The sequence below is a fragment of the Bacillus sp. D7-8 genome (assembly GCF_052055895.1).
Taxonomy (GTDB): Bacteria; Bacillota; Bacilli; order Bacillales; family Bacillaceae; genus Bacillus; species Bacillus velezensis.
The window spans coordinates 12501-36562 of record NZ_CP179922.1; the positions used below are offsets into that span (position 1 = coordinate 12501).

At 47.5% G+C, this 24062-nt stretch carries 18 protein-coding genes, 3 tRNA genes, 5 rRNA genes, 1 other RNA gene and 1 other annotated feature (1 of these 28 only partly in view); of the genes, 21 read left to right on the top strand and 6 right to left on the bottom strand.

The annotated features are described in order from the left end of the window. A 23S ribosomal RNA gene (locus ACKTRM_RS00055) occupies positions 1 to 1678 on the top strand (it extends 1252 nt beyond the left edge of the window). A gap of 50 nt (positions 1679 to 1728) precedes the next feature. Next, positions 1729 to 1844: ribosomal RNA gene (gene rrf, locus ACKTRM_RS00060) — 5S ribosomal RNA — on the top strand. A 44-nt stretch (positions 1845 to 1888) separates the two neighbouring features. Here the strand turns inward: rrf (ACKTRM_RS00060) and ACKTRM_RS00065 are convergent. Continuing rightward, on the bottom strand, positions 1889 to 2839 hold the full coding sequence (locus ACKTRM_RS00065; protein WP_011996155.1) for a YaaC family protein: 951 nt from the start codon (positions 2837 to 2839) through the stop codon (positions 1889 to 1891). A 120-nt stretch (positions 2840 to 2959) separates the two neighbouring features. Between ACKTRM_RS00065 and guaB the strand changes: the two genes are divergently transcribed. The 5 genes from guaB to serS all read left to right on the top strand — a co-directional run bounded on the left by guaB (position 2960) and on the right by serS (position 9201). Then, positions 2960 to 4426 (top strand): IMP dehydrogenase, encoded by a 1467-nt coding sequence (gene guaB / locus ACKTRM_RS00070; RefSeq protein ID WP_007408741.1) that lies wholly within the window; start codon positions 2960 to 2962, stop codon positions 4424 to 4426. Positions 4427 to 4578: 152 nt separating this feature from the next. Next, positions 4579 to 5910: a D-alanyl-D-alanine carboxypeptidase gene (gene dacA / locus ACKTRM_RS00075; protein WP_011996156.1), complete on the top strand. Its 1332-nt coding sequence runs from the start codon at positions 4579 to 4581 to the stop codon at positions 5908 to 5910. Between the two features lie 197 nt (positions 5911 to 6107). Further along, complete coding sequence (gene pdxS / locus ACKTRM_RS00080) at positions 6108 to 6992, top strand: pyridoxal 5'-phosphate synthase lyase subunit PdxS (RefSeq protein ID WP_003150714.1); 885 nt, start codon at positions 6108 to 6110, stop codon at positions 6990 to 6992. A gap of 21 nt (positions 6993 to 7013) precedes the next feature. After that, positions 7014 to 7604 (top strand): pyridoxal 5'-phosphate synthase glutaminase subunit PdxT, encoded by a 591-nt coding sequence (gene pdxT / locus ACKTRM_RS00085; RefSeq protein ID WP_011996157.1) that lies wholly within the window; start codon positions 7014 to 7016, stop codon positions 7602 to 7604. Positions 7605 to 7656: 52 nt separating this feature from the next. Then, positions 7657 to 7869: a binding site (T-box leader), on the top strand. A 54-nt stretch (positions 7870 to 7923) separates the two neighbouring features. Then, on the top strand, positions 7924 to 9201 hold the full coding sequence (gene serS / locus ACKTRM_RS00090; protein ID WP_007408744.1) for a serine--tRNA ligase: 1278 nt from the start codon (positions 7924 to 7926) through the stop codon (positions 9199 to 9201). A 10-nt stretch (positions 9202 to 9211) separates the two neighbouring features. On the opposite strand, the gene ACKTRM_RS00095 is transcribed toward serS, so the two are convergent. Then, positions 9212 to 10357 (bottom strand): glycerate kinase, encoded by a 1146-nt coding sequence (locus tag ACKTRM_RS00095; RefSeq protein ID WP_011996158.1) that lies wholly within the window; start codon positions 10355 to 10357, stop codon positions 9212 to 9214. A gap of 217 nt (positions 10358 to 10574) precedes the next feature. Here ACKTRM_RS00095 and ACKTRM_RS00100 point away from each other — a divergent pair. Continuing rightward, positions 10575 to 10667 (top strand) — tRNA-Ser (locus ACKTRM_RS00100). A gap of 130 nt (positions 10668 to 10797) precedes the next feature. Here ACKTRM_RS00100 and dck read toward each other — a convergent pair. From dck to ACKTRM_RS00120, 4 genes are all read right to left on the bottom strand, one after another. Further along, a complete protein-coding gene (dck, locus tag ACKTRM_RS00105) occupies positions 10798 to 11451 on the bottom strand; it encodes a deoxyadenosine/deoxycytidine kinase (protein WP_007615132.1) in 654 nt (217 codons plus the stop codon). After that, the gene (gene dgk, locus ACKTRM_RS00110) at positions 11448 to 12071 is read right to left on the bottom strand and encodes a deoxyguanosine kinase (RefSeq protein WP_011996159.1); all 624 of its coding nucleotides are present in this window, start codon (positions 12069 to 12071) and stop codon (positions 11448 to 11450) included. Before dgk ends, dck begins: the two co-directional genes overlap by 4 nt. 95 nt (positions 12072 to 12166) lie before the next feature. Beyond that, complete coding sequence (locus tag ACKTRM_RS00115; protein WP_040238645.1) at positions 12167 to 13450, bottom strand: LysM peptidoglycan-binding domain-containing protein; 1284 nt, start codon at positions 13448 to 13450, stop codon at positions 12167 to 12169. A 71-nt stretch (positions 13451 to 13521) separates the two neighbouring features. Continuing rightward, a complete protein-coding gene (locus ACKTRM_RS00120; protein WP_011996161.1) occupies positions 13522 to 14073 on the bottom strand; it encodes a cysteine hydrolase family protein in 552 nt (183 codons plus the stop codon). 82 nt (positions 14074 to 14155) lie between these two features. Here ACKTRM_RS00120 and tadA point away from each other — a divergent pair, with 82 nt between their 5' ends. The 13 genes from tadA to ACKTRM_RS00185 all read left to right on the top strand — a co-directional run bounded on the left by tadA (position 14156) and on the right by ACKTRM_RS00185 (position 23950). Beyond that, on the top strand, positions 14156 to 14638 hold the full coding sequence (gene tadA, locus ACKTRM_RS00125) for a tRNA adenosine(34) deaminase TadA (RefSeq protein WP_007615141.1): 483 nt from the start codon (positions 14156 to 14158) through the stop codon (positions 14636 to 14638). Between the two features lie 84 nt (positions 14639 to 14722). Beyond that, an RNA gene (ffs, locus tag ACKTRM_RS00130) (signal recognition particle sRNA large type) lies at positions 14723 to 14987 on the top strand. Between the two features lie 133 nt (positions 14988 to 15120). Beyond that, positions 15121 to 16812 (top strand): DNA polymerase III subunit gamma/tau, encoded by a 1692-nt coding sequence (dnaX, locus tag ACKTRM_RS00135; protein ID WP_011996162.1) that lies wholly within the window; start codon positions 15121 to 15123, stop codon positions 16810 to 16812. A gap of 24 nt (positions 16813 to 16836) precedes the next feature. Then, positions 16837 to 17160: a YbaB/EbfC family nucleoid-associated protein gene (locus ACKTRM_RS00140; RefSeq protein WP_007408754.1), complete on the top strand. Its 324-nt coding sequence runs from the start codon at positions 16837 to 16839 to the stop codon at positions 17158 to 17160. 14 nt (positions 17161 to 17174) lie between these two features. Continuing rightward, the gene (recR, locus tag ACKTRM_RS00145; RefSeq protein WP_003150697.1) at positions 17175 to 17771 is read left to right on the top strand and encodes a recombination protein RecR; all 597 of its coding nucleotides are present in this window, start codon (positions 17175 to 17177) and stop codon (positions 17769 to 17771) included. Between the two features lie 18 nt (positions 17772 to 17789). Further along, a complete protein-coding gene (locus tag ACKTRM_RS00150; RefSeq protein WP_007408755.1) occupies positions 17790 to 18014 on the top strand; it encodes a YaaL family protein in 225 nt (74 codons plus the stop codon). A 60-nt stretch (positions 18015 to 18074) separates the two neighbouring features. Further along, positions 18075 to 18338, top strand: a complete 264-nt coding sequence (locus tag ACKTRM_RS00155; protein ID WP_003150686.1) for a pro-sigmaK processing inhibitor BofA family protein — start codon at positions 18075 to 18077, stop codon at positions 18336 to 18338. 249 nt (positions 18339 to 18587) lie between these two features. Beyond that, positions 18588 to 20137: ribosomal RNA gene (locus ACKTRM_RS00160) — 16S ribosomal RNA — on the top strand. A gap of 100 nt (positions 20138 to 20237) precedes the next feature. After that, a tRNA-Ile gene (locus ACKTRM_RS00165) sits at positions 20238 to 20314 on the top strand. Between the two features lie 14 nt (positions 20315 to 20328). Further along, a tRNA-Ala gene (locus tag ACKTRM_RS00170) sits at positions 20329 to 20404 on the top strand. Positions 20405 to 20486: 82 nt separating this feature from the next. Then, positions 20487 to 23416: ribosomal RNA gene (locus tag ACKTRM_RS00175) — 23S ribosomal RNA — on the top strand. 50 nt (positions 23417 to 23466) lie between these two features. Continuing rightward, positions 23467 to 23582, top strand: a 5S ribosomal RNA gene (gene rrf, locus ACKTRM_RS00180). Together the 16S, 23S and 5S rRNA genes with 2 tRNA genes alongside form the textbook arrangement of a ribosomal RNA operon. A 173-nt stretch (positions 23583 to 23755) precedes the next feature. Next, positions 23756 to 23950 carry a sigma factor G inhibitor Gin gene (locus ACKTRM_RS00185; protein WP_007409914.1) on the top strand — a complete coding sequence of 65 codons (195 nt, stop codon included), beginning with the start codon at positions 23756 to 23758 and terminating at the stop codon, positions 23948 to 23950. Positions 23951 to 24062: the final 112 nt, after the last annotated feature.

Below are 24062 nucleotides of genomic sequence, written 5' to 3' on the forward strand. Positions count from 1 at the left end.
GAAGCAAGACCGGAAGGACTTGTGGAGCGCTTAGAAGTGAGAATGCCGGTATGAGTAGCGAAAGAGGGGTGAGAATCCCCTCCACCGAATGCCTAAGGTTTCCTGAGGAAGGCTCGTCCGCTCAGGGTTAGTCGGGACCTAAGCCGAGGCCGAAAGGCGTAGGCGATGGACAACAGGTTGATATTCCTGTACCACCTCCTCACCATTTGAGCAATGGGGGGACGCAGGAGGATAGGGTAAGCGCGGTATTGGATATCCGCGTCCAAGCAGTTAGGCTGGGAAATAGGCAAATCCGTTTCCCGTGAAGGCTGAGCTGTGATGGCGAGCGAATTATAGTAGCGAAGTTCCTGATTCCACACTGCCAAGAAAAGCCTCTAGCGAGGTGAGAGGTGCCCGTACCGCAAACCGACACAGGTAGGCGAGGAGAGAATCCTAAGGTGATCGAGAGAACTCTCGTTAAGGAACTCGGCAAAATGACCCCGTAACTTCGGGAGAAGGGGTGCTCTGTTAGGGTGCAAGCCCGAGAGAGCCGCAGTGAATAGGCCCAGGCGACTGTTTAGCAAAAACACAGGTCTCTGCGAAGCCGTAAGGCGAAGTATAGGGGCTGACGCCTGCCCGGTGCTGGAAGGTTAAGAGGAGCGCTTAGCGTAAGCGAAGGTGCGAATTGAAGCCCCAGTAAACGGCGGCCGTAACTATAACGGTCCTAAGGTAGCGAAATTCCTTGTCGGGTAAGTTCCGACCCGCACGAAAGGCGCAACGATCTGGGCACTGTCTCAACGAGAGACTCGGTGAAATTATAGTACCTGTGAAGATGCAGGTTACCCGCGACAGGACGGAAAGACCCCGTGGAGCTTTACTGCAGCCTGATATTGAATGTTGGTACAGCTTGTACAGGATAGGTAGGAGCCTTGGAAACCGGAGCGCCAGCTTCGGTGGAGGCATCGGTGGGATACTACCCTGGCTGTATTGACCTTCTAACCCGCCGCCCTTATCGGGCGGGGAGACAGTGTCAGGTGGGCAGTTTGACTGGGGCGGTCGCCTCCTAAAAGGTAACGGAGGCGCCCAAAGGTTCCCTCAGAATGGTTGGAAATCATTCGCAGAGTGTAAAGGCACAAGGGAGCTTGACTGCGAGACCTACAAGTCGAGCAGGGACGAAAGTCGGGCTTAGTGATCCGGTGGTTCCGCATGGAAGGGCCATCGCTCAACGGATAAAAGCTACCCCGGGGATAACAGGCTTATCTCCCCCAAGAGTCCACATCGACGGGGAGGTTTGGCACCTCGATGTCGGCTCATCGCATCCTGGGGCTGTAGTCGGTCCCAAGGGTTGGGCTGTTCGCCCATTAAAGCGGTACGCGAGCTGGGTTCAGAACGTCGTGAGACAGTTCGGTCCCTATCCGTCGCGGGCGCAGGAAATTTGAGAGGAGCTGTCCTTAGTACGAGAGGACCGGGATGGACGCACCGCTGGTGTACCAGTTGTTCTGCCAAGGGCATCGCTGGGTAGCTATGTGCGGACGGGATAAGTGCTGAAAGCATCTAAGCATGAAGCCCCCCTCAAGATGAGATTTCCCATTCCGCAAGGAAGTAAGATCCCTGAAAGATGATCAGGTTGATAGGTCTGAGGTGGAAGTGTGGCGACACATGGAGCTGACAGATACTAATCGATCGAGGACTTAACCAATTTGAATGTATGCTTACTGTTATCTAGTTTTGAGAGAACACTCTCAATGGTTTGGTGGCGATAGCGAAGAGGTCACACCCGTTCCCATGCCGAACACGGAAGTTAAGCTCTTCAGCGCCGATGGTAGTCGGGGGTTTCCCCCTGTGAGAGTAGGACGCCGCCAAGCTATCATTACGGTAAAGGCAGCTCATCATGAGCTGCCTTTTTTGTTTATAAGTATTGCTTCAGGAAATTAGAAACGTAATACGGAAATTTGCGTTCCGTGACCTCTAAGAACCGGCGGATCATCACATAATCATCACTGACATGCTGTGTCAGCAGTTCATACCACCACTCCGTTTCATATCTCGCAATCATCCCGATATTGTAGAGAACCAAATAATGAATAATCATTTCCGGAAGATGCAGGAAGTGATCACGCTGAGAGGGAATGTAATATTGATTTTTCTCCAAGTGAAACAATAAATTTGGCGAAGACCAAGGTTCTTTGTCTATCGGGTCAGCCTCAAAAACCAAGTGATTATGGTCTTTCCTCAGAAAAGACCACTTCAAATGATGGCTGATATATTCAGCAAAGCGGGAATCAGACATATTGTAATGAATCACCGCATGCTCAGGCACTGAAATAAGGTCATCTTTCAGCTCTACTCGGGTCAGCCAATTCTTTTTCTCTTGGAAGTAAAAGACAGTATGCAATTCAGGTATGGCTGTCATCAATTTCTTCATTGTGTACCGTTCTTCCTCAAGACCAGCTATCCCGAATAAGTGCTTCATTACATGAATACATAAACCATTGCGCTGCACCTTCACTTCATCATCCCTAAAGGAGTAATTTTGCTTTTTGCGTTTCCGGGCAGTCACGCCATGCGCGAGTACTGAGGCGTGGCTTGGATAGCTTGGATCTGTGGTCAGAAGACAGGCTTTCAGCAATTGTGACATCCCGTAAAACAACAGAATAGGCTTAATTTCTAAAGGGGAAAGAGATGCCTGCTTATAGAAGGACTCGGCGTGTTTGATAAAGAATATGAAGCGCTCACTGTTCTTAAACGCATATCGTTTTGGTTCTTCCATGCCGCTTTCTGTATAGACTTTATTTAGAAATTTCTGGGAAGATTCTACGGAATAAAATAATGATAACTCTTTCCACTCATGATCTCTCATATGTATTTTTAAACCCTTTCCTTTATCTAAATATTTCAACTCTTTTTCGCTTCCTTGACATGCTGTTTTCTAGTTGATAATCTACATATAATATTTTGCCGAAAAGAGGGGGATTTACTAATGTGGGAAAGTAAATTTTCAAAAGAAGGCTTAACGTTCGATGATGTACTGCTCGTACCGGCTCAATCAGACGTACTTCCGCGTGATGTGGATTTATCTGTTGAACTGACAAAGACGTTAAAGCTTAACATTCCTGTCATCAGTGCGGGAATGGATACAGTAACAGAATCAGCTATGGCGATTGCGATGGCCAGACAGGGCGGCTTGGGCATTATCCATAAAAACATGTCCATCGAACAGCAGGCTGAACATGTTGACAAAGTCAAACGTTCTGAACGGGGCGTTATTACAAATCCCTTCTTTTTAACACCTGATCATCAAGTATTCGATGCGGAGCATTTGATGGGGAAATACAGAATTTCCGGTGTTCCGATCGTAGATAATAAAGACGATCAAAAGCTTGTCGGTATCATTACAAACCGTGATCTTCGCTTTATCTCTGATTATTCAATGAAAATCAGTGATGTCATGACAAAAGAAGAGCTGGTTACGGCTTCTGTGGGAACCACATTAGACGAAGCAGAAAAAATCTTACAGAAACATAAAATTGAAAAACTTCCGTTAGTGGATGACCAAAACAAATTAAAAGGTCTTATCACGATCAAAGATATTGAAAAGGTTATCGAATTCCCGAATTCATCTAAAGATGAACACGGACGCCTTATTGTCGGCGCTGCGGTAGGCGTGACAGGCGATACAATGACACGCGTCAGCAAGCTTGTTGAAGCGAATGTCGACGTTATCGTGGTTGATACGGCTCACGGACATTCCAGAGGCGTACTGAACACAGTTGCGAAAATCCGTGAAACATATCCTGAACTGAACATTATCGCAGGAAATGTTGCAACGGCTGAAGCGACAAAAGCTCTGATTGAAGCCGGAGCAAATATTGTCAAAGTGGGAATCGGACCTGGTTCTATCTGTACGACACGCGTCGTTGCAGGTGTAGGCGTACCGCAGATCACTGCCATTTATGATTGTGCCACTGAAGCGAGAAAACACGGCGCGACAATTATCGCAGACGGCGGTATTAAATTCTCCGGAGATATTACGAAAGCGTTGGCTTCAGGCGGACATGCCGTAATGCTCGGAAGCCTGCTTGCCGGTACTTCAGAAAGCCCGGGAGAGACTGAAATCTATCAAGGCAGAAGATTTAAAGTGTATCGGGGTATGGGTTCTGTCGCTGCCATGGAAAAAGGCAGTAAAGACCGATATTTCCAAGAAGAAAATAAGAAATTCGTCCCTGAAGGTATCGAAGGACGGACTCCGTACAAAGGTCCTGTAGAAGAAACAGTGTATCAGCTTGTCGGCGGTCTTCGTTCAGGTATGGGATATTGCGGTTCAAAAGACTTGCGCGCTTTAAGAGAAGAGGCTCAATTCATCCGTATGACAGGTGCCGGACTTCGCGAAAGTCATCCGCATGATGTCCAAATTACGAAAGAATCACCAAACTACACAATCTCATAATTGTTACAAATAAAAAACATTTGACAGGGTCGCTGACTCTGTCTATTTTTTTTATATCGAGTGTGATAAAATTTATACTGTTGTGTTTTGAATTTGAATATGTCCTTAACGGCTTAATTATAGATTTAAAATGAATGACGGAGGTCGTAAGATTGAACATCACGAAATGGAAACAGCTGTTGGTGTCATTAGTGGTACTGGCACTGGCCGCAACTTGCTTTGTTCCGATGTCTAAAGCGGAGGCAGCCGGCAATGACCCGATTGATGTCAACGCATCAGCTGCGATAATGATTGAGGCTTCATCGGGAAAAATTTTATACAGTAAAAATGCAGACAAAAGACTGCCGATTGCCAGCATGACAAAAATGATGACTGAATATCTGCTTCTGGAAGCCATTAAAGAAGGAAAAGTGAAATGGGATCAAACGTATACTCCTGATGATTATGTCTATGAAATTTCTCAAGACAACAGTTTATCAAACGTCCCCCTTCGAAAAGACGGCAAATACACGGTTAAAGAACTGTATCAGGCTATGGCGATTTACTCTGCCAACGGAGCCGCGATTGCAGTTGCCGAAATTCTTGCCGGAACTGAAACGAAATTTGTCGCTGAAATGAATGCGAAAGCCAAAGAATTAGGCATGACAAACTATGATTTTAAAAATGCCACAGGGCTTGTGAATGAAGACCTTCACGGCAAGCAGCCGCAAGGAGAAGGCGTTAAAGAAGAGAGTGAAGTTTCTGCTAAAGACATGGCGCTTCTTGCAGACCGCCTGATCACTGATTATCCGGAAGTTCTCAAAACAACAAGCATCGCTAAGACGAAATTCAGAGCCGGCACTGATGATGAAATGGACATGCCGAACTGGAACTTCATGTTAAAAGGTCTTGTTTCTGAATACCCTGGCGTTGACGGCTTAAAAACGGGTTCTACTGATTCTGCGGGATCTTGTTTTACAAGCACAGCACAGCGGAACGGAATGCGGGTCATCACCGTTGTATTAAACGCAAAAGGCAACCTGCATACCGGACGTTTTGATGAAACGAAAAAAATGCTCGATTACGCATTTAACAGCAATTTCTCAATGAAAGATCTTTACCCTGAAGGCTCTCAAGTAAAAGGGCACAAAACGATTGACGTTGAAAAAGGGAAAGACAAGCAAGTCGATATTGTTACTGACAAGGCGCTTTCTATTCCTGTGAAAAGCGGGGATGAAAAGAACTATAAAGCCGAAGTGACTTTAGATAAAAAAGAAATCACGGCTCCTGTGAAAAAGGGAACGAAAGTCGGAACGCTGACAGTTACATACAAAGGCAGTGACAAAGACTATGGCTTCCTCAAATCCAAAGAGTTCAGCGTGAATCTTGTAACGAAAAATGATGTAGATAAAGCAAACTGGTTTGTTCAGATGATGCGCGGCATCGGCGGATTCTTCTCCGGTATCTGGAACAGCGCCGTTGACACGGTAACAGGCTGGTTTTAAGAAATAAGAAAGAGCTCTGATGAAAGTTAGGGCTCTTTTGCTTAATATACTGAAAAAACCAAATTATTAGTAAAAAAATGATATCTATCTTATTCATCTCGCTGTAAAATAAGAATACCCATATGAAATATTGTATTTCTGGGATACAATAAGAGATAGAAATTATCTAACTATACATTGACTAGGGGGACCAAATAATGGCTCAAACAGGTACTGATCGTGTAAAACGCGGCATGGCGGAAATGCAAAAAGGCGGCGTCATCATGGACGTTGTAAATGCTGAACAAGCGAAGATTGCGGAAGAGGCGGGAGCTGTTGCCGTAATGGCGTTAGAACGCGTTCCGGCTGATATTCGCGCTGCCGGCGGTGTTGCCCGCATGGCTGATCCGACAATCGTTGAAGAAGTAATGAATGCTGTATCCATTCCCGTAATGGCAAAAGCGCGTATCGGACATATCGTTGAAGCGCGTGTCCTTGAAGCAATGGGAGTAGATTACATCGATGAAAGTGAAGTTCTGACTCCGGCTGACGAAGAATTTCATTTAAATAAAAACGAATATACAGTCCCGTTCGTATGCGGCTGCCGTGATCTCGGCGAAGCAACGCGCCGTATCGCCGAAGGAGCTTCCATGCTTCGTACAAAAGGCGAACCGGGAACAGGAAACATTGTGGAAGCTGTCCGCCATATGAGAAAAGTAAACGCGCAAGTGCGCAAAGTTGTTGCGATGAGCGATGACGAGCTGATGACTGAAGCTAAAAACCTCGGCGCTCCTTATGAACTGCTTCTTCAAATCAAGCGTGACGGCAAACTGCCTGTAGTGAACTTTGCTGCCGGCGGAGTAGCGACGCCTGCTGACGCGGCATTGATGATGCAGCTTGGCGCTGACGGCGTATTTGTCGGTTCAGGTATTTTCAAATCAGACAACCCTGCTAAATTCGCCAAAGCAATTGTTGAAGCAACGACTCATTACACAGACTACAAACTGATCGCTGAGCTTTCTAAAGAATTAGGCACAGCGATGAAAGGAATCGAAATCTCAAATCTATTGCCGGAACAGCGTATGCAAGAACGCGGCTGGTAAAACCATAGGAGAGCTGGAAGCATGTTAACAATTGGTGTACTTGGACTTCAAGGAGCAGTAAGAGAACATATTCGTTCAATTGAAGCATGTGGTTCAAAAGGTGTCGTCATTAAGCGTCCTGAACAGCTGGATGACATCGACGGCTTAATCCTGCCGGGCGGGGAAAGCACGACGATGCGGCGTTTAATGGATACGTATCATTTTATGGAGCCGCTTCGCGAGTTTGCCGCCCAAGGCAAGCCGATGTTCGGCACATGCGCCGGTCTGATTATTTTAGCCAAAGAGATAGCGGGAACGGATAACGCTCATTTAGGGCTGTTGAACGTTGTCGTCGAGCGTAATTCCTTTGGACGTCAGGTCGACAGCTTTGAAGCTGATCTGACGATTAAAGGCCTTGATGAGCCGTTTACGGGTGTATTTATTCGCGCGCCGCATATTTTAGAAGCCGGAGAAGATGTTGAAGTGCTTTGTGAGCATAACGGACGCATCGTGGCTGCAAAGCAGGGGAATTTCCTCGGCTGCTCGTTCCATCCTGAACTGACGGATGATCACCGGGTGACAGAGCTGTTTGTGAAGATGGCGGAAAAGCATAAGCAGGAAACAGCTGTATAAAACAGTTGAAAACCGCTGATACTTATAGTACATTATAAACACAAATAAAGATCGAAAAGCGTTGACAGGAAGCAGTAGGGGGCCCCTCTTTCAAAGAGAGCCGATGGGTGGTGCGAATCGGTGAAAGATGCTGTCCGAATCCGTCCTTGAGCGAAATGCTGAAACCAAGTAGGCATTTACGGGAAAACCGTTATGTGTTAAAGCGGGAAGCAAGTGTGAGCTTGTTTTCAATCAGGGTGGCAACGCGAGAGCTCTCGTCCCTTTTAGGGGATGAGGGCTCTTTTTTATTTTCGATAAAAACAGATAGGAGTTGTTAGGCATGATTGATACGAAGGTGCTGAGAGCCAATTTTCAAGAGGTGAAAGCGAAGCTCATTCCAAAAGGCGAAGACTTATCTGACTTTGACAAGTTTGAAGAGCTGGACGAAAAGAGAAGAGAGCTTATCGGTAAAGTAGAAGAACTGAAGGGAAAACGCAATGAAGTATCTCAGCAGGTCGCCGTTTTGAAACGGGAGAAAAAAGACGCTGATCATATTATTAAAGAGATGCGCGAAGTGGGCGAAGAAATTAAGAAGCTTGATGAAGAGCTTCGTACTGTCGAAACGACGCTCGAAACCATCCTTCTGTCTATTCCGAACATCCCGCACGATTCAGTGCCCGTTGGGGAAACGGAAGATGATAACATTGAAATCCGCAAGTGGGGAGAGGCGCCGGCATTTTCATATGAGCCGAAACCGCATTGGGATATCGCAGACCATTTAAACATTCTTGATTTCGAACGCGCTTCAAAAGTAACAGGCAGCCGGTTTGTGTTTTATAAAGGATTAGGCGCCCGCCTCGAACGCGCGCTCTACAACTTTATGCTGGATCTTCACGTTGATGAATATGATTACACGGAAGTCATTCCTCCTTATATGGTAAACCGTACGAGCATGACAGGTACGGGACAGCTTCCTAAATTTGAAGAGGATGCTTTTAAAATCAGAGAAGAAGATTATTTCTTAATTCCGACGGCGGAAGTGCCGATTACAAATATGCACCGCGATGAAATCTTATCCGGTGAGAACCTGCCGATCAATTATGCCGCATTCAGCGCTTGCTTCCGTTCAGAAGCGGGATCTGCCGGCCGTGATACACGCGGTTTGATCCGCCAGCATCAGTTCAACAAGGTTGAGCTTGTGAAATTCGTGAAGCCGGAAGATTCTTATGAAGAGCTTGAAAAACTGACGAATCAAGCTGAGCGGGTGCTTCAGCTGCTTGAACTGCCGTATCGTGTCATGAGCATGTGTACCGGTGATCTCGGCTTTACAGCCGCGAAAAAGTACGATATTGAGGTATGGATTCCAAGCCAAGACACATACCGTGAAATTTCTTCTTGCAGTAACTTTGAGGCCTTCCAGGCGAGACGCGCAAACATTCGATTCAGACGCGAAGCGAAAGGCAAGCCGGAGCATGTGCATACATTAAACGGTTCAGGTCTTGCAGTCGGCAGAACAGTAGCTGCCATCTTAGAAAACTATCAGCAGGAAGACGGAAGTGTCATCATTCCGAAAGTGCTTCGTCCTTATATGGGAAATAAAGAAGTCATCAAACCGTAAAAGGTGCGCCCTAGAGGCGCGCCTTTTTTGCTGCCCGGTATAGAGCGGCGGCATTCCGGGCTGTGCTTTCAAGGTTAAAACGGCCGGATGCTAAGGCGTCTTCAAGACTTACAGCACCCGGCACGATAGAAAATACAGCCGTTATTCCTGCGCTGTAAACTTGCTCGAAATTTTTGCCTAAGGAGCCCGCCAATGCGATAACGGGAATTTCTTGAGCAGATGCGCGTGCGGCGATCCCGGCGGGGGTTTTGCCGAATATCGTTTGTCCGTCTATCTGCCCCTCTCCGGTAATGACAAGGTCAGCGCCTCTTATCTGATCTGAGAAGGACAGTGTATCTAATACAACATCAATCCCGCTTTGAAGTTCTGCCTGTAAGAAAGCGATCAGTCCGGCGCCCAGTCCCCCTGCGGCGCCCGCGCCTTTTACGGTATCCGCTTCGATATCGTGCTGACGTCTCAATACGTCAGCGAAATGGCGTAAGTTGCGATCCAATACAACTTTAGTCTTCTCGGATGCCCCTTTTTGCGGGCCGAAGACATATGACGCGCCGTTTTTACCGGTCAGAGGATTTTCGACATCACATGCGGCACGGATACGGGTATGTTTCAGATCAGGAGAGAGACCGCTTATATCAATAGAAGCTAGGGTGTGCAGAGCGCCTCCGCCATCAGGTATCTCCTGACCTTCCTCATTTAAGAAACGCACACCGAGCGCGCTCGCCATTCCTGTTCCGCCGTCATTGGTTGCGCTCCCGCCAAGCCCGATGATGATCTCACCCGCCCCGCGGGAAGCTGCATCTGCTATCAGTTCACCCGTTCCTCTTGTCGTTGTGTTCAACGGATCTCTGAGATGGCGGGGAACGAGATGAAGTCCCGATGCTTCCGCCATTTCAATGACTGCTGTGCGTCCGTCTCCCAGAAGTCCATATGCGGCGTTTACCGGCATTCCCAGCGGACCGGTCACAGTTTTTTTGATGATGCTTCCGCCAGTGGCATCCGTCAAAGCCTGAACGGTTCCTTCTCCGCCGTCGGCCGCGGGTATCTTGATATATTCCGCGTCAGGGAAGACCGCTTTGAATCCTTTTTCTATGCTGTCAGCGGCTTCTTTTGATGTCATGCTTTCTTTGAAAGAATCCGGTGCAATAATGATTTTCATTATGTTCTCCACCTTTATGAGCAGGTTATCTGTTTGAATCTATTCTTGATTTTTACTGTGTTTTCCTGCCCGTATGGCATACTGAGGTTGAATTGGACGCAAGACTTTTGTATGATAGTAAAGCTGACGGACAAGCCGTTTAAGAAATGAAATAAAAAATATGAAAAAGCGCTTGACTGAAATTTAGGTCATGTGTTATATTATTAAATGTCGATACGGAGGAATACCCAAGTCTGGCTGAAGGGATCGGTCTTGAAAACCGACAGGGGTGTCAAAGCCCGCGGGGGTTCGAATCCCTCTTCCTCCGCCATATTGATTTTAAACCTAATGAAACTCGAGCATATATTGGAGATTGTTTTGTCCGCTGCATGTGATGCAGCGGATTTTTTATATGCAAAAAAAGCGATTTTCTCTGTCCGGGGAAAATCGCTTTGCTGTTTTTATTTATTTCTGTTTTCGTTGATCACGTGACTGATTTTTTCGATCAAAGGTTCCAGTGACTGTTCATCAGCTTCAAGGTCATAATCTTCAATGCGCACTTTCAGCACAGGGCAGGCGTTAAAACCGCTGATCCAGTCTTCGTACCGTGTATACATCTCTTCCCAATAAGAGCGGTTTGTCTGCAGCTCCATCTCGCGGCCCCGCTTTTCAATCCGGTTTATAATGTTTTCAAGGTCGCCTTCTAAATAGATCAAAACATCAGGATGCGGGAAGTACGGCGTCATGACCATCGCCTCAAATAGGCTTGTGTATGTTGTGTAATCTGTCAGCGACATGGTTCCTTTATCGGCATGCATTTTTGCGAATATGCCTGTATCTTCATAAATCGAACGGTCCTGCACGAATCCGCCGCCTGATTCAAACATGTTTTTCTGCTCTTTGAACCGCTCAGCCAGAAAATAAATTTGTAAATGGAAGCTCCAACGTTCAAAATCGTGATAAAACTTCTCTAAATAAGGGTTTTCATCCACTTCCTCGAGTGAGGTATGAAACCCGAGCCGTTTTGCTAAAGCTTTGGTCAAAGTCGATTTTCCGACTCCTACCGTTCCCGCTACTGTTATAATGGCGTTGTTTGGAATATGAATGTCTTTCATTTAATAAGCTCCTTTACCTGACGGGCAATTCTTTCATAGTCTGTCTTATTCAAAACAAAGTCTTCAGTATCACCGTCAATGGTCAGTACAGATATATCCGGGTCTTCTTCCTGAAGCTGTCTGATGGCTGTGTCGTAATCTGTAATGAGACGTTCCAGATATTGATGCTCGATATTTTTCTCAAACGGGCGCCCGCGTTTTTCGATGCGTTGAAGCAATGTCGGCAGGCTTGCCTTTATGTATACAATGATATTCGGCTTCGGCAGGTCGTGAGTGAGCAGGTGATAGATCTGCTTATACTTCTCAAGCTTTTGGCCGTGCAATGTACGCTCTGCGAAAATAACATTTTTATAAATATGATAATCGGACAAAACGGGCTGTCCTTGTTTTAAATAATCTCGATCGGTGTCTTCAAGCTGTTTATACCTGTGACATAGAAAAAACATTTCAAGCTGGAAACTCCACTCCTCGATATTGTCATAAAACTTATCGAGATAAGGGTTGTCTTCCACAATCTCATTAATCATAGGAAAACCGAGCTCTTCAGAAAGCATCGTAGCGAGTGTCGTTTTTCCTGCCCCGATAGGACCTTCTACCGCGATAAAAGGGGCTCTGTTCATTGAAAATCCTCCTTAATTCTGCAAACATCCGTCAGCTGCCGGCCTTTATATTGTATCACACTCTCAGAAAAGCCCATGAAAAAAGACGCTTCCAATTAACGAAACGTCTCTTTCACAATATGAAATTGATCGCCGAGCAAAAGCCAGTTTTGCGGGAAAGAAAGGCCGAGTTTCCAATAGCTGATTCCTCTTAAATGAAGTTCTTTAATTAAATTGAATTTCGCTTGAATGGATCGTGCGTCTTCAAACCATACTTCATGCCGTCTCTGATTTTCATCCGTGTATCGGAAGAATGGAGCCTGGGCGGTTTCGTCATATTGAATGTCGACTTTATGGCGTGCTGCCAGAGCGATTGCCTGCTGAGGACTGACGGCTTTGGCTGTCGTTCCCTGTTTAAAAGGCAGTGTCCAATCATAGCCGTACATATTCTGGCCCATGACGATTTTTGAAGAAGGCATTTCCGTCAGCGCGTACTCAATGACATTTCTTACAGGGCCGATAGGTGATACGGCCTGAGCCGGGCCTCCGCTGTACCCCCACTCATATGTCATGATCACGACAAAGTCGACGATTTCTCCATGTGCCCTATAGTCATGTGCTTCGTACCATTTGCCGGCCTGAGTCGCGCTCGTTTTCGGAGCAAGCGCCGTTGAAATCTTCCAGCCTTCCCGATGAAAAATCGTCCTCGCTTCACGTAAAAAACGATTGTAGGCTTCTCTGTCCTGTGGACGTAAATATTCGAAATCAAAGTGAATATCGCGAAAGCCGTACTTTTTAGCCGTGGAGACGATTTCCTGAAAGAGTTTTGTTTTCACTGTATTGTCATTCAAGATGAGCCGCCCGAGTTCATCGCTGAATGCGTCATTTTCAAGGTTGGTGATGATCATCATCAGTGTGGTGTTGTGCCTGTCACTGATGCTTTTTAAATTGGTCAAAGGCGGTTCCTTTAAAGTCCCGTTCCGCTGCACTTGAAAACTGAATGCGCCGAGGTATGTTAAATAAGGAGAGGCCTCCCTTGCCGCCTGTTGGAGATTAGCGCTTACGCTCGTTCCCCGCGGTTCTATATATGCATTTGATTCGATATCGGGCTTATTCGCCTGCTGCGGAATGTAAAGGCGGGTTCCGGCTCTCAATGTGGTGCCGGGCTGAATTCCGTTAACCCTCGCAAGCTCCGCGGCCGATATATGAAAACGGCCGGCGATTGCCGCGAGAGTATCACCTTGTTTCACTTCGTAATATTGACCCTCAATCGGGATGACAAGGGTTTGTCCGACAACCAATGTATTTGGATTAGGCAGTTTATTTGCTTCCGCAATGACATTTGCGGCAGTCCGGTAGCGCGCCGCAATAGCGGAAAGCGTGTCGCCCCGTTTCACTATATAGATCTGAATGAAAAACGCCTCCTTTCATATCCGCTATCAAATATATGAAAAAAGGAGGCTGATCATGTTTATTTTTCGGCGGTAATTTGTTTTTCCGTGGTTATTTCTGCGAAGAGAACATTCTCCATCATGGTCAAAGCGAAATCATTGTCTTCGTCGTTATTGGAAGCGGTGCAGTCTTTCGGAATGGCAATGCTGTATTCTCTCATATAGGCGTCGTTGGCCGTGAACAGCACACAAATGTTCCCGGCAATCCCCGTGATGACTAATCGGTTCACTTGTAATTCGGTCAGAAGGGTGTGAAGCGCCGTTTCGTAAAAAGCGGAATGCTTCGGTTTAATGAGAAAATAATCATCCGGCTGAGGCGAAATATCTTTTATAATGGGGGCGCTTCTGTCGTTGCTGCATTCCTCCCTGATGGCATCAATATCAGCCTTCCAGAGCCCGTAATGATCATTAATATAAATAATCGGCCAGTTGTTTTGTTTTGCATGCTTCTTTAATGATAAAATACGGGGGACAATTTGTTTGGTTTTTTCAGCAAGACGTTCGCCCATATCAAATTGAAAATTGTTAATCATATCGACAATCAGAAGGGCTGTGTTGTTAGGTTCAGACAATACCGGCAACTCCTTTCTGCTGGGGTATTCCTATTTTAACCTTTATGAGACATGAAAAAACTTAAGAAGAGAGCTCGAACCTATGAATGATGAATATTATATGAGAGAAGCCATAAAAGAAGCGAAGAAAGCCGAAGCGAAAGGTGAAGTGCCGATCGGAGCAGTTCTTGTTTTGCACGATGAGATCGTGGCGCGGGCGCATAATCTGCGGGAGACTGAACAGAGGTCGCTTGCCCACGCCGAAATGCTGGCGATAGACGAAGCGTGCCGTAAGCTGGGGACATGGAGACTTGAGGATGCCGTTCTTTATGTCACTTTGGAGCCGTGTCCGATGTGTGCGGGAGCCGTCGTGCTTTCGAGAGTCGATAAGGTCGTATTCGGCGCATTTGATCCCAAGGGGGGCTGTACAGGAACGCTGATGAACCTCTTGCAGGAAGAGCGGTTCAACCACCAAGCGGAAGTGGTGAGCGGCGTGCTCGGAGAAGAGTGCGGAGAAATGCTCAGCGCTTTTTTCAGAAAGCTGCGCCGGCAAAAGAAAGACATGAGGAAAAAGTTGTCTGAGTAGTACGGTTGCATTTTCTGCCTGAAGCAGATATACTTATGTGTGCATCATGAATGGTGCGCATATAAAAATTTGATATTTATTTTGCCGTGCTAAGCGGGGAGGTAGCGGTGCCCTGTACCCGCAATCCGCTCTAGCGGGGCCGAATCCCTTCTCGAGGTTCGTTTACTGTAAGGTCTGCCTTAAGTAAGTGGCGTTGACGTCTGGGTCCTGCGCAATGGGAATTCATGAACCATGTCAGGTCCGGAAGGAAGCAGCATTAAGTGAAACCTCTCATGTGCCGCAGGGTTGCCTGGGCTGAGCTAACTGCTTAAGTAACGCTTAGGGTAGCGAATCGACAGAAGGTGCACGGTAAATCAATCATCAAATTTCAGACTCACCTGTTTATGGCAGGTGAGTTTTTTCGTATATGAAAAACGGGTTTTGGCGTTAAAAGCACGTTCATGTATAATAAACATGATGAATAACAGAGGAGGGCGCATCCTGTGGGTTACCAAGCTTTATATCGAGTATTTAGGCCTCAGCAGTTTGAAGATGTGGTCGGACAGGAACACATTACGAAAACGCTGCAAAATGCCCTTTTGCAAAAGAAATTTTCTCATGCATATCTGTTTTCTGGACCGCGGGGAACGGGAAAAACCAGTGCAGCTAAAATATTTGCGAAAGCAGTCAACTGTGAGCACGCCCCCGTAGAAGAACCGTGCAATGAATGTGCGGCGTGCAAGGGGATCACAAACGGCTCTATATCAGATGTGATTGAAATAGATGCGGCGTCGAATAACGGCGTAGACGAAATCCGCGACATCCGTGACAAAGTAAAATTCGCCCCGTCGGCCGTCACCTACAAAGTATATATTATAGATGAGGTGCATATGCTCTCTATCGGCGCATTCAATGCGCTTCTGAAAACGCTGGAAGAACCGCCGGCACATTGCATTTTCATATTAGCTACGACTGAGCCTCATAAGATTCCTTTAACCATTATCTCCAGATGTCAGCGTTTTGACTTCAAACGGATTACATCCAAAGCAATTGTCGGACGAATGAAGACAATCGTCGATGCAGAGCAGCTGAAGGTGGAAGAAGGAGCCCTTGATATCATAGCGAGTGCTGCGGACGGAGGAATGAGGGACGCGCTGAGCCTGCTCGATCAAGCCGTATCATTCAGCGGCGAGGAGCTGTCGGTGGATGATGCATTGCTCATTACCGGAGCCGTTTCTCAGCACTATATTGGAAAACTGGCATCTGCTCTTCACCGCAAACAGGTTTCCGAGGCATTGGAAACACTGAATGAATTGCTCCAGCAAGGGAAAGATGCGGCCAAACTGATTGAAGATATGATTTTCTATTTCAGGGATATGCTCTTGTACCAGGCCGCTCCCGGTTTAGAAGGAGTCCTGGAGAAGGTGAAGGTCGATGAAACGTTTCGGAATCTGAGCGGTGACATACCGGCCCCCGCTTTATATGAGATGATTGATATCCTGAACAAAAGCCATCAGGAAATGAAGTGGACGAACCACCCAAGAATCTTTTTTGAAGTGGCTGTCGTGAAAATATGCCAGACGGCACAGCAATCCGCCGGAGACATCCCTGAGGTCGGCATGCTGATGAATAAGATTCAGCAGCTTGAGCAGGAAGTAGAAAGGCTGAAAACCTCTGGTGTGAAGGTTCAGATGGAAAGCGCTCCGAAAGAAGCTCCGCGTCCTCAAAAAGGCGGAAAAAGCCATTACAAAGCTCCGGTCGGAAGAATTCATGAGATATTGAAGGAAGCCACCAGACCTGAACTTGAACAGCTTAAAAGCAGCTGGGGCAAGCTGCTGGCACACCTGAAACAGCAGAATAAGGTGTCTCATGCGGCTCTGTTGAATGACAGTGAACCGGTGGCTGCTGCTCAAAAGGCATTTGTGCTTAAATTTAAATACGAAATCCATTGTAAAATGGTTGCAGAAGACAATAACGGAGTCCGTACGAATCTTGAACAGATTCTCGAATCAATGCTCGGGAAAAGAATGGATTTGATTGGCGTTCCGGAAGCACAATGGGGTAAAATAAGAGAAGAATTTTTAAATGATCACCAGCAGGAAAGTGAAGGATCAAACGAACCGGCTGAAGAAGATCCGCTGATTGCAGAGGCGAAAAAACTTGTCGGAGCGGATTTAATCGAAATAAAAGACTAATAAGATGAAAGAGAGTGATTGAATATGCGTGGCGGAATGGGAAACATGCAAAAAATGATGAAACAAATGCAAAAAATGCAAAAGGATATGGCGAAGGCTCAGGAGGAGCTTGCTGAAAAAGTGCTTGAAGGCACAGCAGGCGGCGGTATGGTGACTGTAAAAGTCAACGGCCAAAAAGAAGTTGTAGACATTGCCATTAAAGAAGAAGTCGTTGATCCGGAAGATATCGAAATGCTTCAGGACCTGGTTCTTGCTGCGACAAACGACGCCCTCAAAAAAGTGGATGACATGACGAATGAGACAATGGGACAATTTACAAAAGGAATGAACATACCGGGTTTATTCTAGGGGGATAAATAAACATGCAGTATCCTGAACCAATATCAAAGCTGATTGACAGCTTTATGAAATTGCCAGGGATCGGACCGAAAACAGCGGTTCGTCTGGCTTTTTTTGTTCTAGGTATGAAAGAAGACACAGTATTGGATTTTGCTAAGGCGCTTGTCAATGCGAAGCGGAATCTGACATATTGCTCGATTTGCGGACATATAACAGATCAAGACCCTTGTTATATATGTGAGGACACAAGAAGGGATAAGTCTGTTATTTGTGTCGTGCAGGACCCTAAGGATGTGATCGCAATGGAGAAAATGAAGGAATATAACGGCCAGTACCATGTTCTTCACGGCGCGATTTCACCAATGGACGGCATCGGCCCGGAGGATATTAAGATTCCGGAGCTGCTGAAACGTCTTCAGGATGATCAAGTGACAGAAGTTATTCTCGCAACCAACCCTAATATTGAAGGGGAAGCAACAGCGATGTATATATCAAGGCTGTTAAAGCCCTCAGGCATCAAGCTCTCCCGTATTGCCCACGGTCTGCCCGTCGGCGGTGATTTGGAATATGCTGATGAGGTCACTCTTTCAAAAGCTCTTGAAGGAAGACGTGAATTATAAGGGAGGAAAAAGCAAGGCATGGGTTTTCTTCGCAGAAATACATTAAGAAAAGAGTTTGACGAGAAGCTGATAGAACAGCTCTTTAAACAAAAAGAAGAATGGAACAGACAGAAGAGTCTGGTCGAGAAAAGTCTCGAGCCCTCCGCTGAGGTGTTGTTTGAGCTGAAAGTCGCTGAATCTAAGTACTTTTTTTATTTGAAAGAAGCGAAGCAGCGGAATTTGAAAATGAGCAGATGGAAGTAAGAGGTCTATTCTCCGGGATCTTCTCATAAGCTTGTACTAAACAAGCGAGGGGGAAGATTCATGGAGCCTTTTTTCATTATCGGTTTGATTGTCGGTCTGGTTGCTTTGCTTTTTTTATGGGGAGTATCTTCAAAACCGTTAAGATGGATTGGTGTGACTGCGATTAAGTTTATTGCCGGTGCGATTCTGCTGGTGGGTGTGAACTTGTTCGGAGGCAGTCTCGGTATTCATATCCCTGTTAACCTGATTACAACGGGCATCAGCGGGATTCTGGGGATTCCCGGCATCGCAGCTTTGATAGTCATTAAACGCTTCATCATTTAATTTATCGATTATTGTTGACATGTTGGATCAAGGGTGGTATTCTAATATACGTCGCTGATGACGAAACGAATTCTTGAAAAAGAAACTTTAAAAAGTTATTGACGACATCGACACTGATATGTTACAATAATTAAGTCGCTTCAAGAGCGATGGACAAAGTTCTTTGAAAACTAAACAAGACAAAACGTACCTGTTAATTCAAAGTTTTAAATAAATCGCACAGTGATGTGCGTAGTCAGTCAAACTACTTTATCGGAGAGTTTGATCCTGGCTCAGGACGAACGCTGGCGGCGTGCCTAATACATGCAAGTCGAGCGGACAGATGGGAGCTTGCTCCCTGATGTTAGCGGCGGACGGGTGAGTAACACGTGGGTAACCTGCCTGTAAGACTGGGATAACTCCGGGAAACCGGGGCTAATACCGGATGGTTGTCTGAACCGCATGGTTCAGACATAAAAGGTGGCTTCGGCTACCACTTACAGATGGACCCGCGGCGCATTAGCTAGTTGGTGAGGTAACGGCTCACCAAGGCGACGATGCGTAGCCGACCTGAGAGGGTGATCGGCCACACTGGGACTGAGACACGGCCCAGACTCCTACGGGAGGCAGCAGTAGGGAATCTTCCGCAATGGACGAAAGTCTGACGGAGCAACGCCGCGTGAGTGATGAAGGTTTTCGGATCGTAAAGCTCTGTTGTTAGGGAAGAACAAGTGCCGTTCAAATAGGGCGGCACCTTGACGGTACCTAACCAGAAAGCCACGGCTAACTACGTGCCAGCAGCCGCGGTAATACGTAGGTGGCAAGCGTTGTCCGGAATTATTGGGCGTAAAGGGCTCGCAGGCGGTTTCTTAAGTCTGATGTGAAAGCCCCCGGCTCAACCGGGGAGGGTCATTGGAAACTGGGGAACTTGAGTGCAGAAGAGGAGAGTGGAATTCCACGTGTAGCGGTGAAATGCGTAGAGATGTGGAGGAACACCAGTGGCGAAGGCGACTCTCTGGTCTGTAACTGACGCTGAGGAGCGAAAGCGTGGGGAGCGAACAGGATTAGATACCCTGGTAGTCCACGCCGTAAACGATGAGTGCTAAGTGTTAGGGGGTTTCCGCCCCTTAGTGCTGCAGCTAACGCATTAAGCACTCCGCCTGGGGAGTACGGTCGCAAGACTGAAACTCAAAGGAATTGACGGGGGCCCGCACAAGCGGTGGAGCATGTGGTTTAATTCGAAGCAACGCGAAGAACCTTACCAGGTCTTGACATCCTCTGACAATCCTAGAGATAGGACGTCCCCTTCGGGGGCAGAGTGACAGGTGGTGCATGGTTGTCGTCAGCTCGTGTCGTGAGATGTTGGGTTAAGTCCCGCAACGAGCGCAACCCTTGATCTTAGTTGCCAGCATTCAGTTGGGCACTCTAAGGTGACTGCCGGTGACAAACCGGAGGAAGGTGGGGATGACGTCAAATCATCATGCCCCTTATGACCTGGGCTACACACGTGCTACAATGGACAGAACAAAGGGCAGCGAAACCGCGAGGTTAAGCCAATCCCACAAATCTGTTCTCAGTTCGGATCGCAGTCTGCAACTCGACTGCGTGAAGCTGGAATCGCTAGTAATCGCGGATCAGCATGCCGCGGTGAATACGTTCCCGGGCCTTGTACACACCGCCCGTCACACCACGAGAGTTTGTAACACCCGAAGTCGGTGAGGTAACCTTTTAGGAGCCAGCCGCCGAAGGTGGGACAGATGATTGGGGTGAAGTCGTAACAAGGTAGCCGTATCGGAAGGTGCGGCTGGATCACCTCCTTTCTAAGGATTTTAACGGAATATAAGACCTTGGGTCTTATAAACAGAACGTTCCCTGTCTTGTTTAGTTTTGAAGGAACTTTGATTCTTTCATATGGTAGATGGGCCTGTAGCTCAGCTGGTTAGAGCGCACGCCTGATAAGCGTGAGGTCGGTGGTTCGAGTCCACTCAGGCCCACCATCTTTACCCAATACGGGGCCTTAGCTCAGCTGGGAGAGCGCCTGCTTTGCACGCAGGAGGTCAGCGGTTCGATCCCGCTAGGCTCCACCAACGTGTTCTTTGAAAACTAGATAACAGAAGTAATTCACATTCAATTAGTAATGCAAGATATCACGTAGTGATTCTTTTTAACGGTTAAGTTAGAAAGGGCGCACGGTGGATGCCTTGGCACTAGGAGCCGATGAAGGACGGGACGAACACCGATATGCTTCGGGGAGCTGTAAGCAAGCTTTGATCCGGAGATTTCCGAATGGGGAAACCCACCACTCGTAATGGAGTGGTATCCATATCTGAATACATAGGATATGAGAAGGCAGACCCGGGGAACTGAAACATCTAAGTACCCGGAGGAAGAGAAAGCAAATGCGATTCCCTGAGTAGCGGCGAGCGAAACGGGACCAGCCCAAACCAAGAGGCTTGCCTCTTGGGGTTGTAGGACACTCTGTACGGAGTTACAAAGGAACGAGGTAGATGAAGAGGTCTGGAAAGGCCCGCCATAGGAGGTAACAGCCCTGTAGTCAAAACTTCGTTCTCTCCTGAGTGGATCCTGAGTACGGCGGAACACGTGAAATTCCGTCGGAATCCGGGAGGACCATCTCCCAAGGCTAAATACTCCCTAGTGACCGATAGTGAACCAGTACCGTGAGGGAAAGGTGAAAAGCACCCCGGAAGGGGAGTGAAAGAGATCCTGAAACCGTGTGCCTACAAGTAGTCAGAGCCCGTTAACGGGTGATGGCGTGCCTTTTGTAGAATGAACCGGCGAGTTACGATCCCGTGCAAGGTTAAGCAGAAGATGCGGAGCCGCAGCGAAAGCGAGTCTGAATAGGGCGAATTGAGTACGTGGTCGTAGACCCGAAACCAGGTGATCTACCCATGTCCAGGGTGAAGTTCAGGTAACACTGAATGGAGGCCCGAACCCACGCACGTTGAAAAGTGCGGGGATGAGGTGTGGGTAGGGGTGAAATGCCAATCGAACCTGGAGATAGCTGGTTCTCTCCGAAATAGCTTTAGGGCTAGCCTCAAGGTAAGAGTCTCGGAGGTAGAGCACTGATTGGACTAGGGGCCCCTACCGGGTTACCGAATTCAGTCAAACTCCGAATGCCGATGACTTATCCTTGGGAGTCAGACTGCGAGTGATAAGATCCGTAGTCGAAAGGGAAACAGCCCAGACCGCCAGCTAAGGTCCCAAAGTATACGTTAAGTGGAAAAGGATGTGGAGTTGCTTAGACAACCAGGATGTTGGCTTAGAAGCAGCCACCATTTAAAGAGTGCGTAATAGCTCACTGGTCGAGTGACTCTGCGCCGAAAATGTACCGGGGCTAAACGTATCACCGAAGCTGCGGACTGTTCTTCGAACAGTGGTAGGAGAGCGTTCTAAGGGCTGTGAAGCAAGACCGGAAGGACTTGTGGAGCGCTTAGAAGTGAGAATGCCGGTATGAGTAGCGAAAGAGGGGTGAGAATCCCCTCCACCGAATGCCTAAGGTTTCCTGAGGAAGGCTCGTCCGCTCAGGGTTAGTCGGGACCTAAGCCGAGGCCGAAAGGCGTAGGCGATGGACAACAGGTTGATATTCCTGTACCACCTCCTCACCATTTGAGCAATGGGGGGACGCAGGAGGATAGGGTAAGCGCGGTATTGGATATCCGCGTCCAAGCAGTTAGGCTGGGAAATAGGCAAATCCGTTTCCCGTGAAGGCTGAGCTGTGATGGCGAGCGAATTATAGTAGCGAAGTTCCTGATTCCACACTGCCAAGAAAAGCCTCTAGCGAGGTGAGAGGTGCCCGTACCGCAAACCGACACAGGTAGGCGAGGAGAGAATCCTAAGGTGATCGAGAGAACTCTCGTTAAGGAACTCGGCAAAATGACCCCGTAACTTCGGGAGAAGGGGTGCTCTGTTAGGGTGCAAGCCCGAGAGAGCCGCAGTGAATAGGCCCAGGCGACTGTTTAGCAAAAACACAGGTCTCTGCGAAGCCGTAAGGCGAAGTATAGGGGCTGACGCCTGCCCGGTGCTGGAAGGTTAAGAGGAGCGCTTAGCGTAAGCGAAGGTGCGAATTGAAGCCCCAGTAAACGGCGGCCGTAACTATAACGGTCCTAAGGTAGCGAAATTCCTTGTCGGGTAAGTTCCGACCCGCACGAAAGGCGCAACGATCTGGGCACTGTCTCAACGAGAGACTCGGTGAAATTATAGTACCTGTGAAGATGCAGGTTACCCGCGACAGGACGGAAAGACCCCGTGGAGCTTTACTGCAGCCTGATATTGAATGTTGGTACAGCTTGTACAGGATAGGTAGGAGCCTTGGAAACCGGAGCGCCAGCTTCGGTGGAGGCATCGGTGGGATACTACCCTGGCTGTATTGACCTTCTAACCCGCCGCCCTTATCGGGCGGGGAGACAGTGTCAGGTGGGCAGTTTGACTGGGGCGGTCGCCTCCTAAAAGGTAACGGAGGCGCCCAAAGGTTCCCTCAGAATGGTTGGAAATCATTCGCAGAGTGTAAAGGCACAAGGGAGCTTGACTGCGAGACCTACAAGTCGAGCAGGGACGAAAGTCGGGCTTAGTGATCCGGTGGTTCCGCATGGAAGGGCCATCGCTCAACGGATAAAAGCTACCCCGGGGATAACAGGCTTATCTCCCCCAAGAGTCCACATCGACGGGGAGGTTTGGCACCTCGATGTCGGCTCATCGCATCCTGGGGCTGTAGTCGGTCCCAAGGGTTGGGCTGTTCGCCCATTAAAGCGGTACGCGAGCTGGGTTCAGAACGTCGTGAGACAGTTCGGTCCCTATCCGTCGCGGGCGCAGGAAATTTGAGAGGAGCTGTCCTTAGTACGAGAGGACCGGGATGGACGCACCGCTGGTGTACCAGTTGTTCTGCCAAGGGCATCGCTGGGTAGCTATGTGCGGACGGGATAAGTGCTGAAAGCATCTAAGCATGAAGCCCCCCTCAAGATGAGATTTCCCATTCCGCAAGGAAGTAAGATCCCTGAAAGATGATCAGGTTGATAGGTCTGAGGTGGAAGTGTGGCGACACATGGAGCTGACAGATACTAATCGATCGAGGACTTAACCAATTTGAATGTATGCTTACTGTTATCTAGTTTTGAGAGAACACTCTCAATGGTTTGGTGGCGATAGCGAAGAGGTCACACCCGTTCCCATGCCGAACACGGAAGTTAAGCTCTTCAGCGCCGATGGTAGTCGGGGGTTTCCCCCTGTGAGAGTAGGACGCCGCCAAGCTATATTATGGTAAAGGCAGCTCATCATGAGCTGCCTTTTTTGTTTTTGAATAAAAACAAAACAAACACCGAAATACGGAAACACCCATATACTAATTGCAAACTTCAAAAAGGTCCAAATTGTGTATACAATCAACAGCTTAAGGGAAGGCTATTCATACGGAGGTGGGCAAAATGAATGAAACGTCCAGCCATGAAGAAACATGTATTGTGTGTGAAACCAAAAAAAGCAGGGGAATCCATATTTATACGAAATTTATATGTTTAGAGTGTGAGAAGAAAGTAGTTTCCACTCCGACCTCTGATCCGAATTATGAATTTTTCGTTCGTAAACTGAAAAGCCTTCATACACCGACGTTATATTCTTAACCCTGAAAAGGGTCTTTTTTTTGCCTGAAATCAGAGGAGTTTTTACACTTTTTATAAAAGAACTGATACGATAGAAGAGGAACTTGTTTAGACATGGAATGTAATAGATAAT

Coding starts and splice junctions, on each gene's coding strand:
- ACKTRM_RS00065 (WP_011996155.1), bottom strand. CDS start 2,839: ATGAGAGATCATGAGTGGAAAGAGTTATCATTATTTTATTCCGTAGAA.
- guaB (WP_007408741.1), top strand. CDS start 2,960: ATGTGGGAAAGTAAATTTTCAAAAGAAGGCTTAACGTTCGATGATGTA.
- pdxS (WP_003150714.1), top strand. CDS start 6,108: ATGGCTCAAACAGGTACTGATCGTGTAAAACGCGGCATGGCGGAAATG.
- pdxT (WP_011996157.1), top strand. CDS start 7,014: ATGTTAACAATTGGTGTACTTGGACTTCAAGGAGCAGTAAGAGAACAT.
- serS (WP_007408744.1), top strand. CDS start 7,924: ATGATTGATACGAAGGTGCTGAGAGCCAATTTTCAAGAGGTGAAAGCG.
- ACKTRM_RS00095 (WP_011996158.1), bottom strand. CDS start 10,357: ATGAAAATCATTATTGCACCGGATTCTTTCAAAGAAAGCATGACATCA.
- dck (WP_007615132.1), bottom strand. CDS start 11,451: ATGAAAGACATTCATATTCCAAACAACGCCATTATAACAGTAGCGGGA.
- dgk (WP_011996159.1), bottom strand. CDS start 12,071: ATGAACAGAGCCCCTTTTATCGCGGTAGAAGGTCCTATCGGGGCAGGA.
- tadA (WP_007615141.1), top strand. CDS start 14,156: ATGAATGATGAATATTATATGAGAGAAGCCATAAAAGAAGCGAAGAAA.
- ACKTRM_RS00140 (WP_007408754.1), top strand. CDS start 16,837: ATGCGTGGCGGAATGGGAAACATGCAAAAAATGATGAAACAAATGCAA.
- recR (WP_003150697.1), top strand. CDS start 17,175: ATGCAGTATCCTGAACCAATATCAAAGCTGATTGACAGCTTTATGAAA.
- ACKTRM_RS00150 (WP_007408755.1), top strand. CDS start 17,790: ATGGGTTTTCTTCGCAGAAATACATTAAGAAAAGAGTTTGACGAGAAG.
- ACKTRM_RS00155 (WP_003150686.1), top strand. CDS start 18,075: ATGGAGCCTTTTTTCATTATCGGTTTGATTGTCGGTCTGGTTGCTTTG.
- ACKTRM_RS00185 (WP_007409914.1), top strand. CDS start 23,756: ATGAATGAAACGTCCAGCCATGAAGAAACATGTATTGTGTGTGAAACC.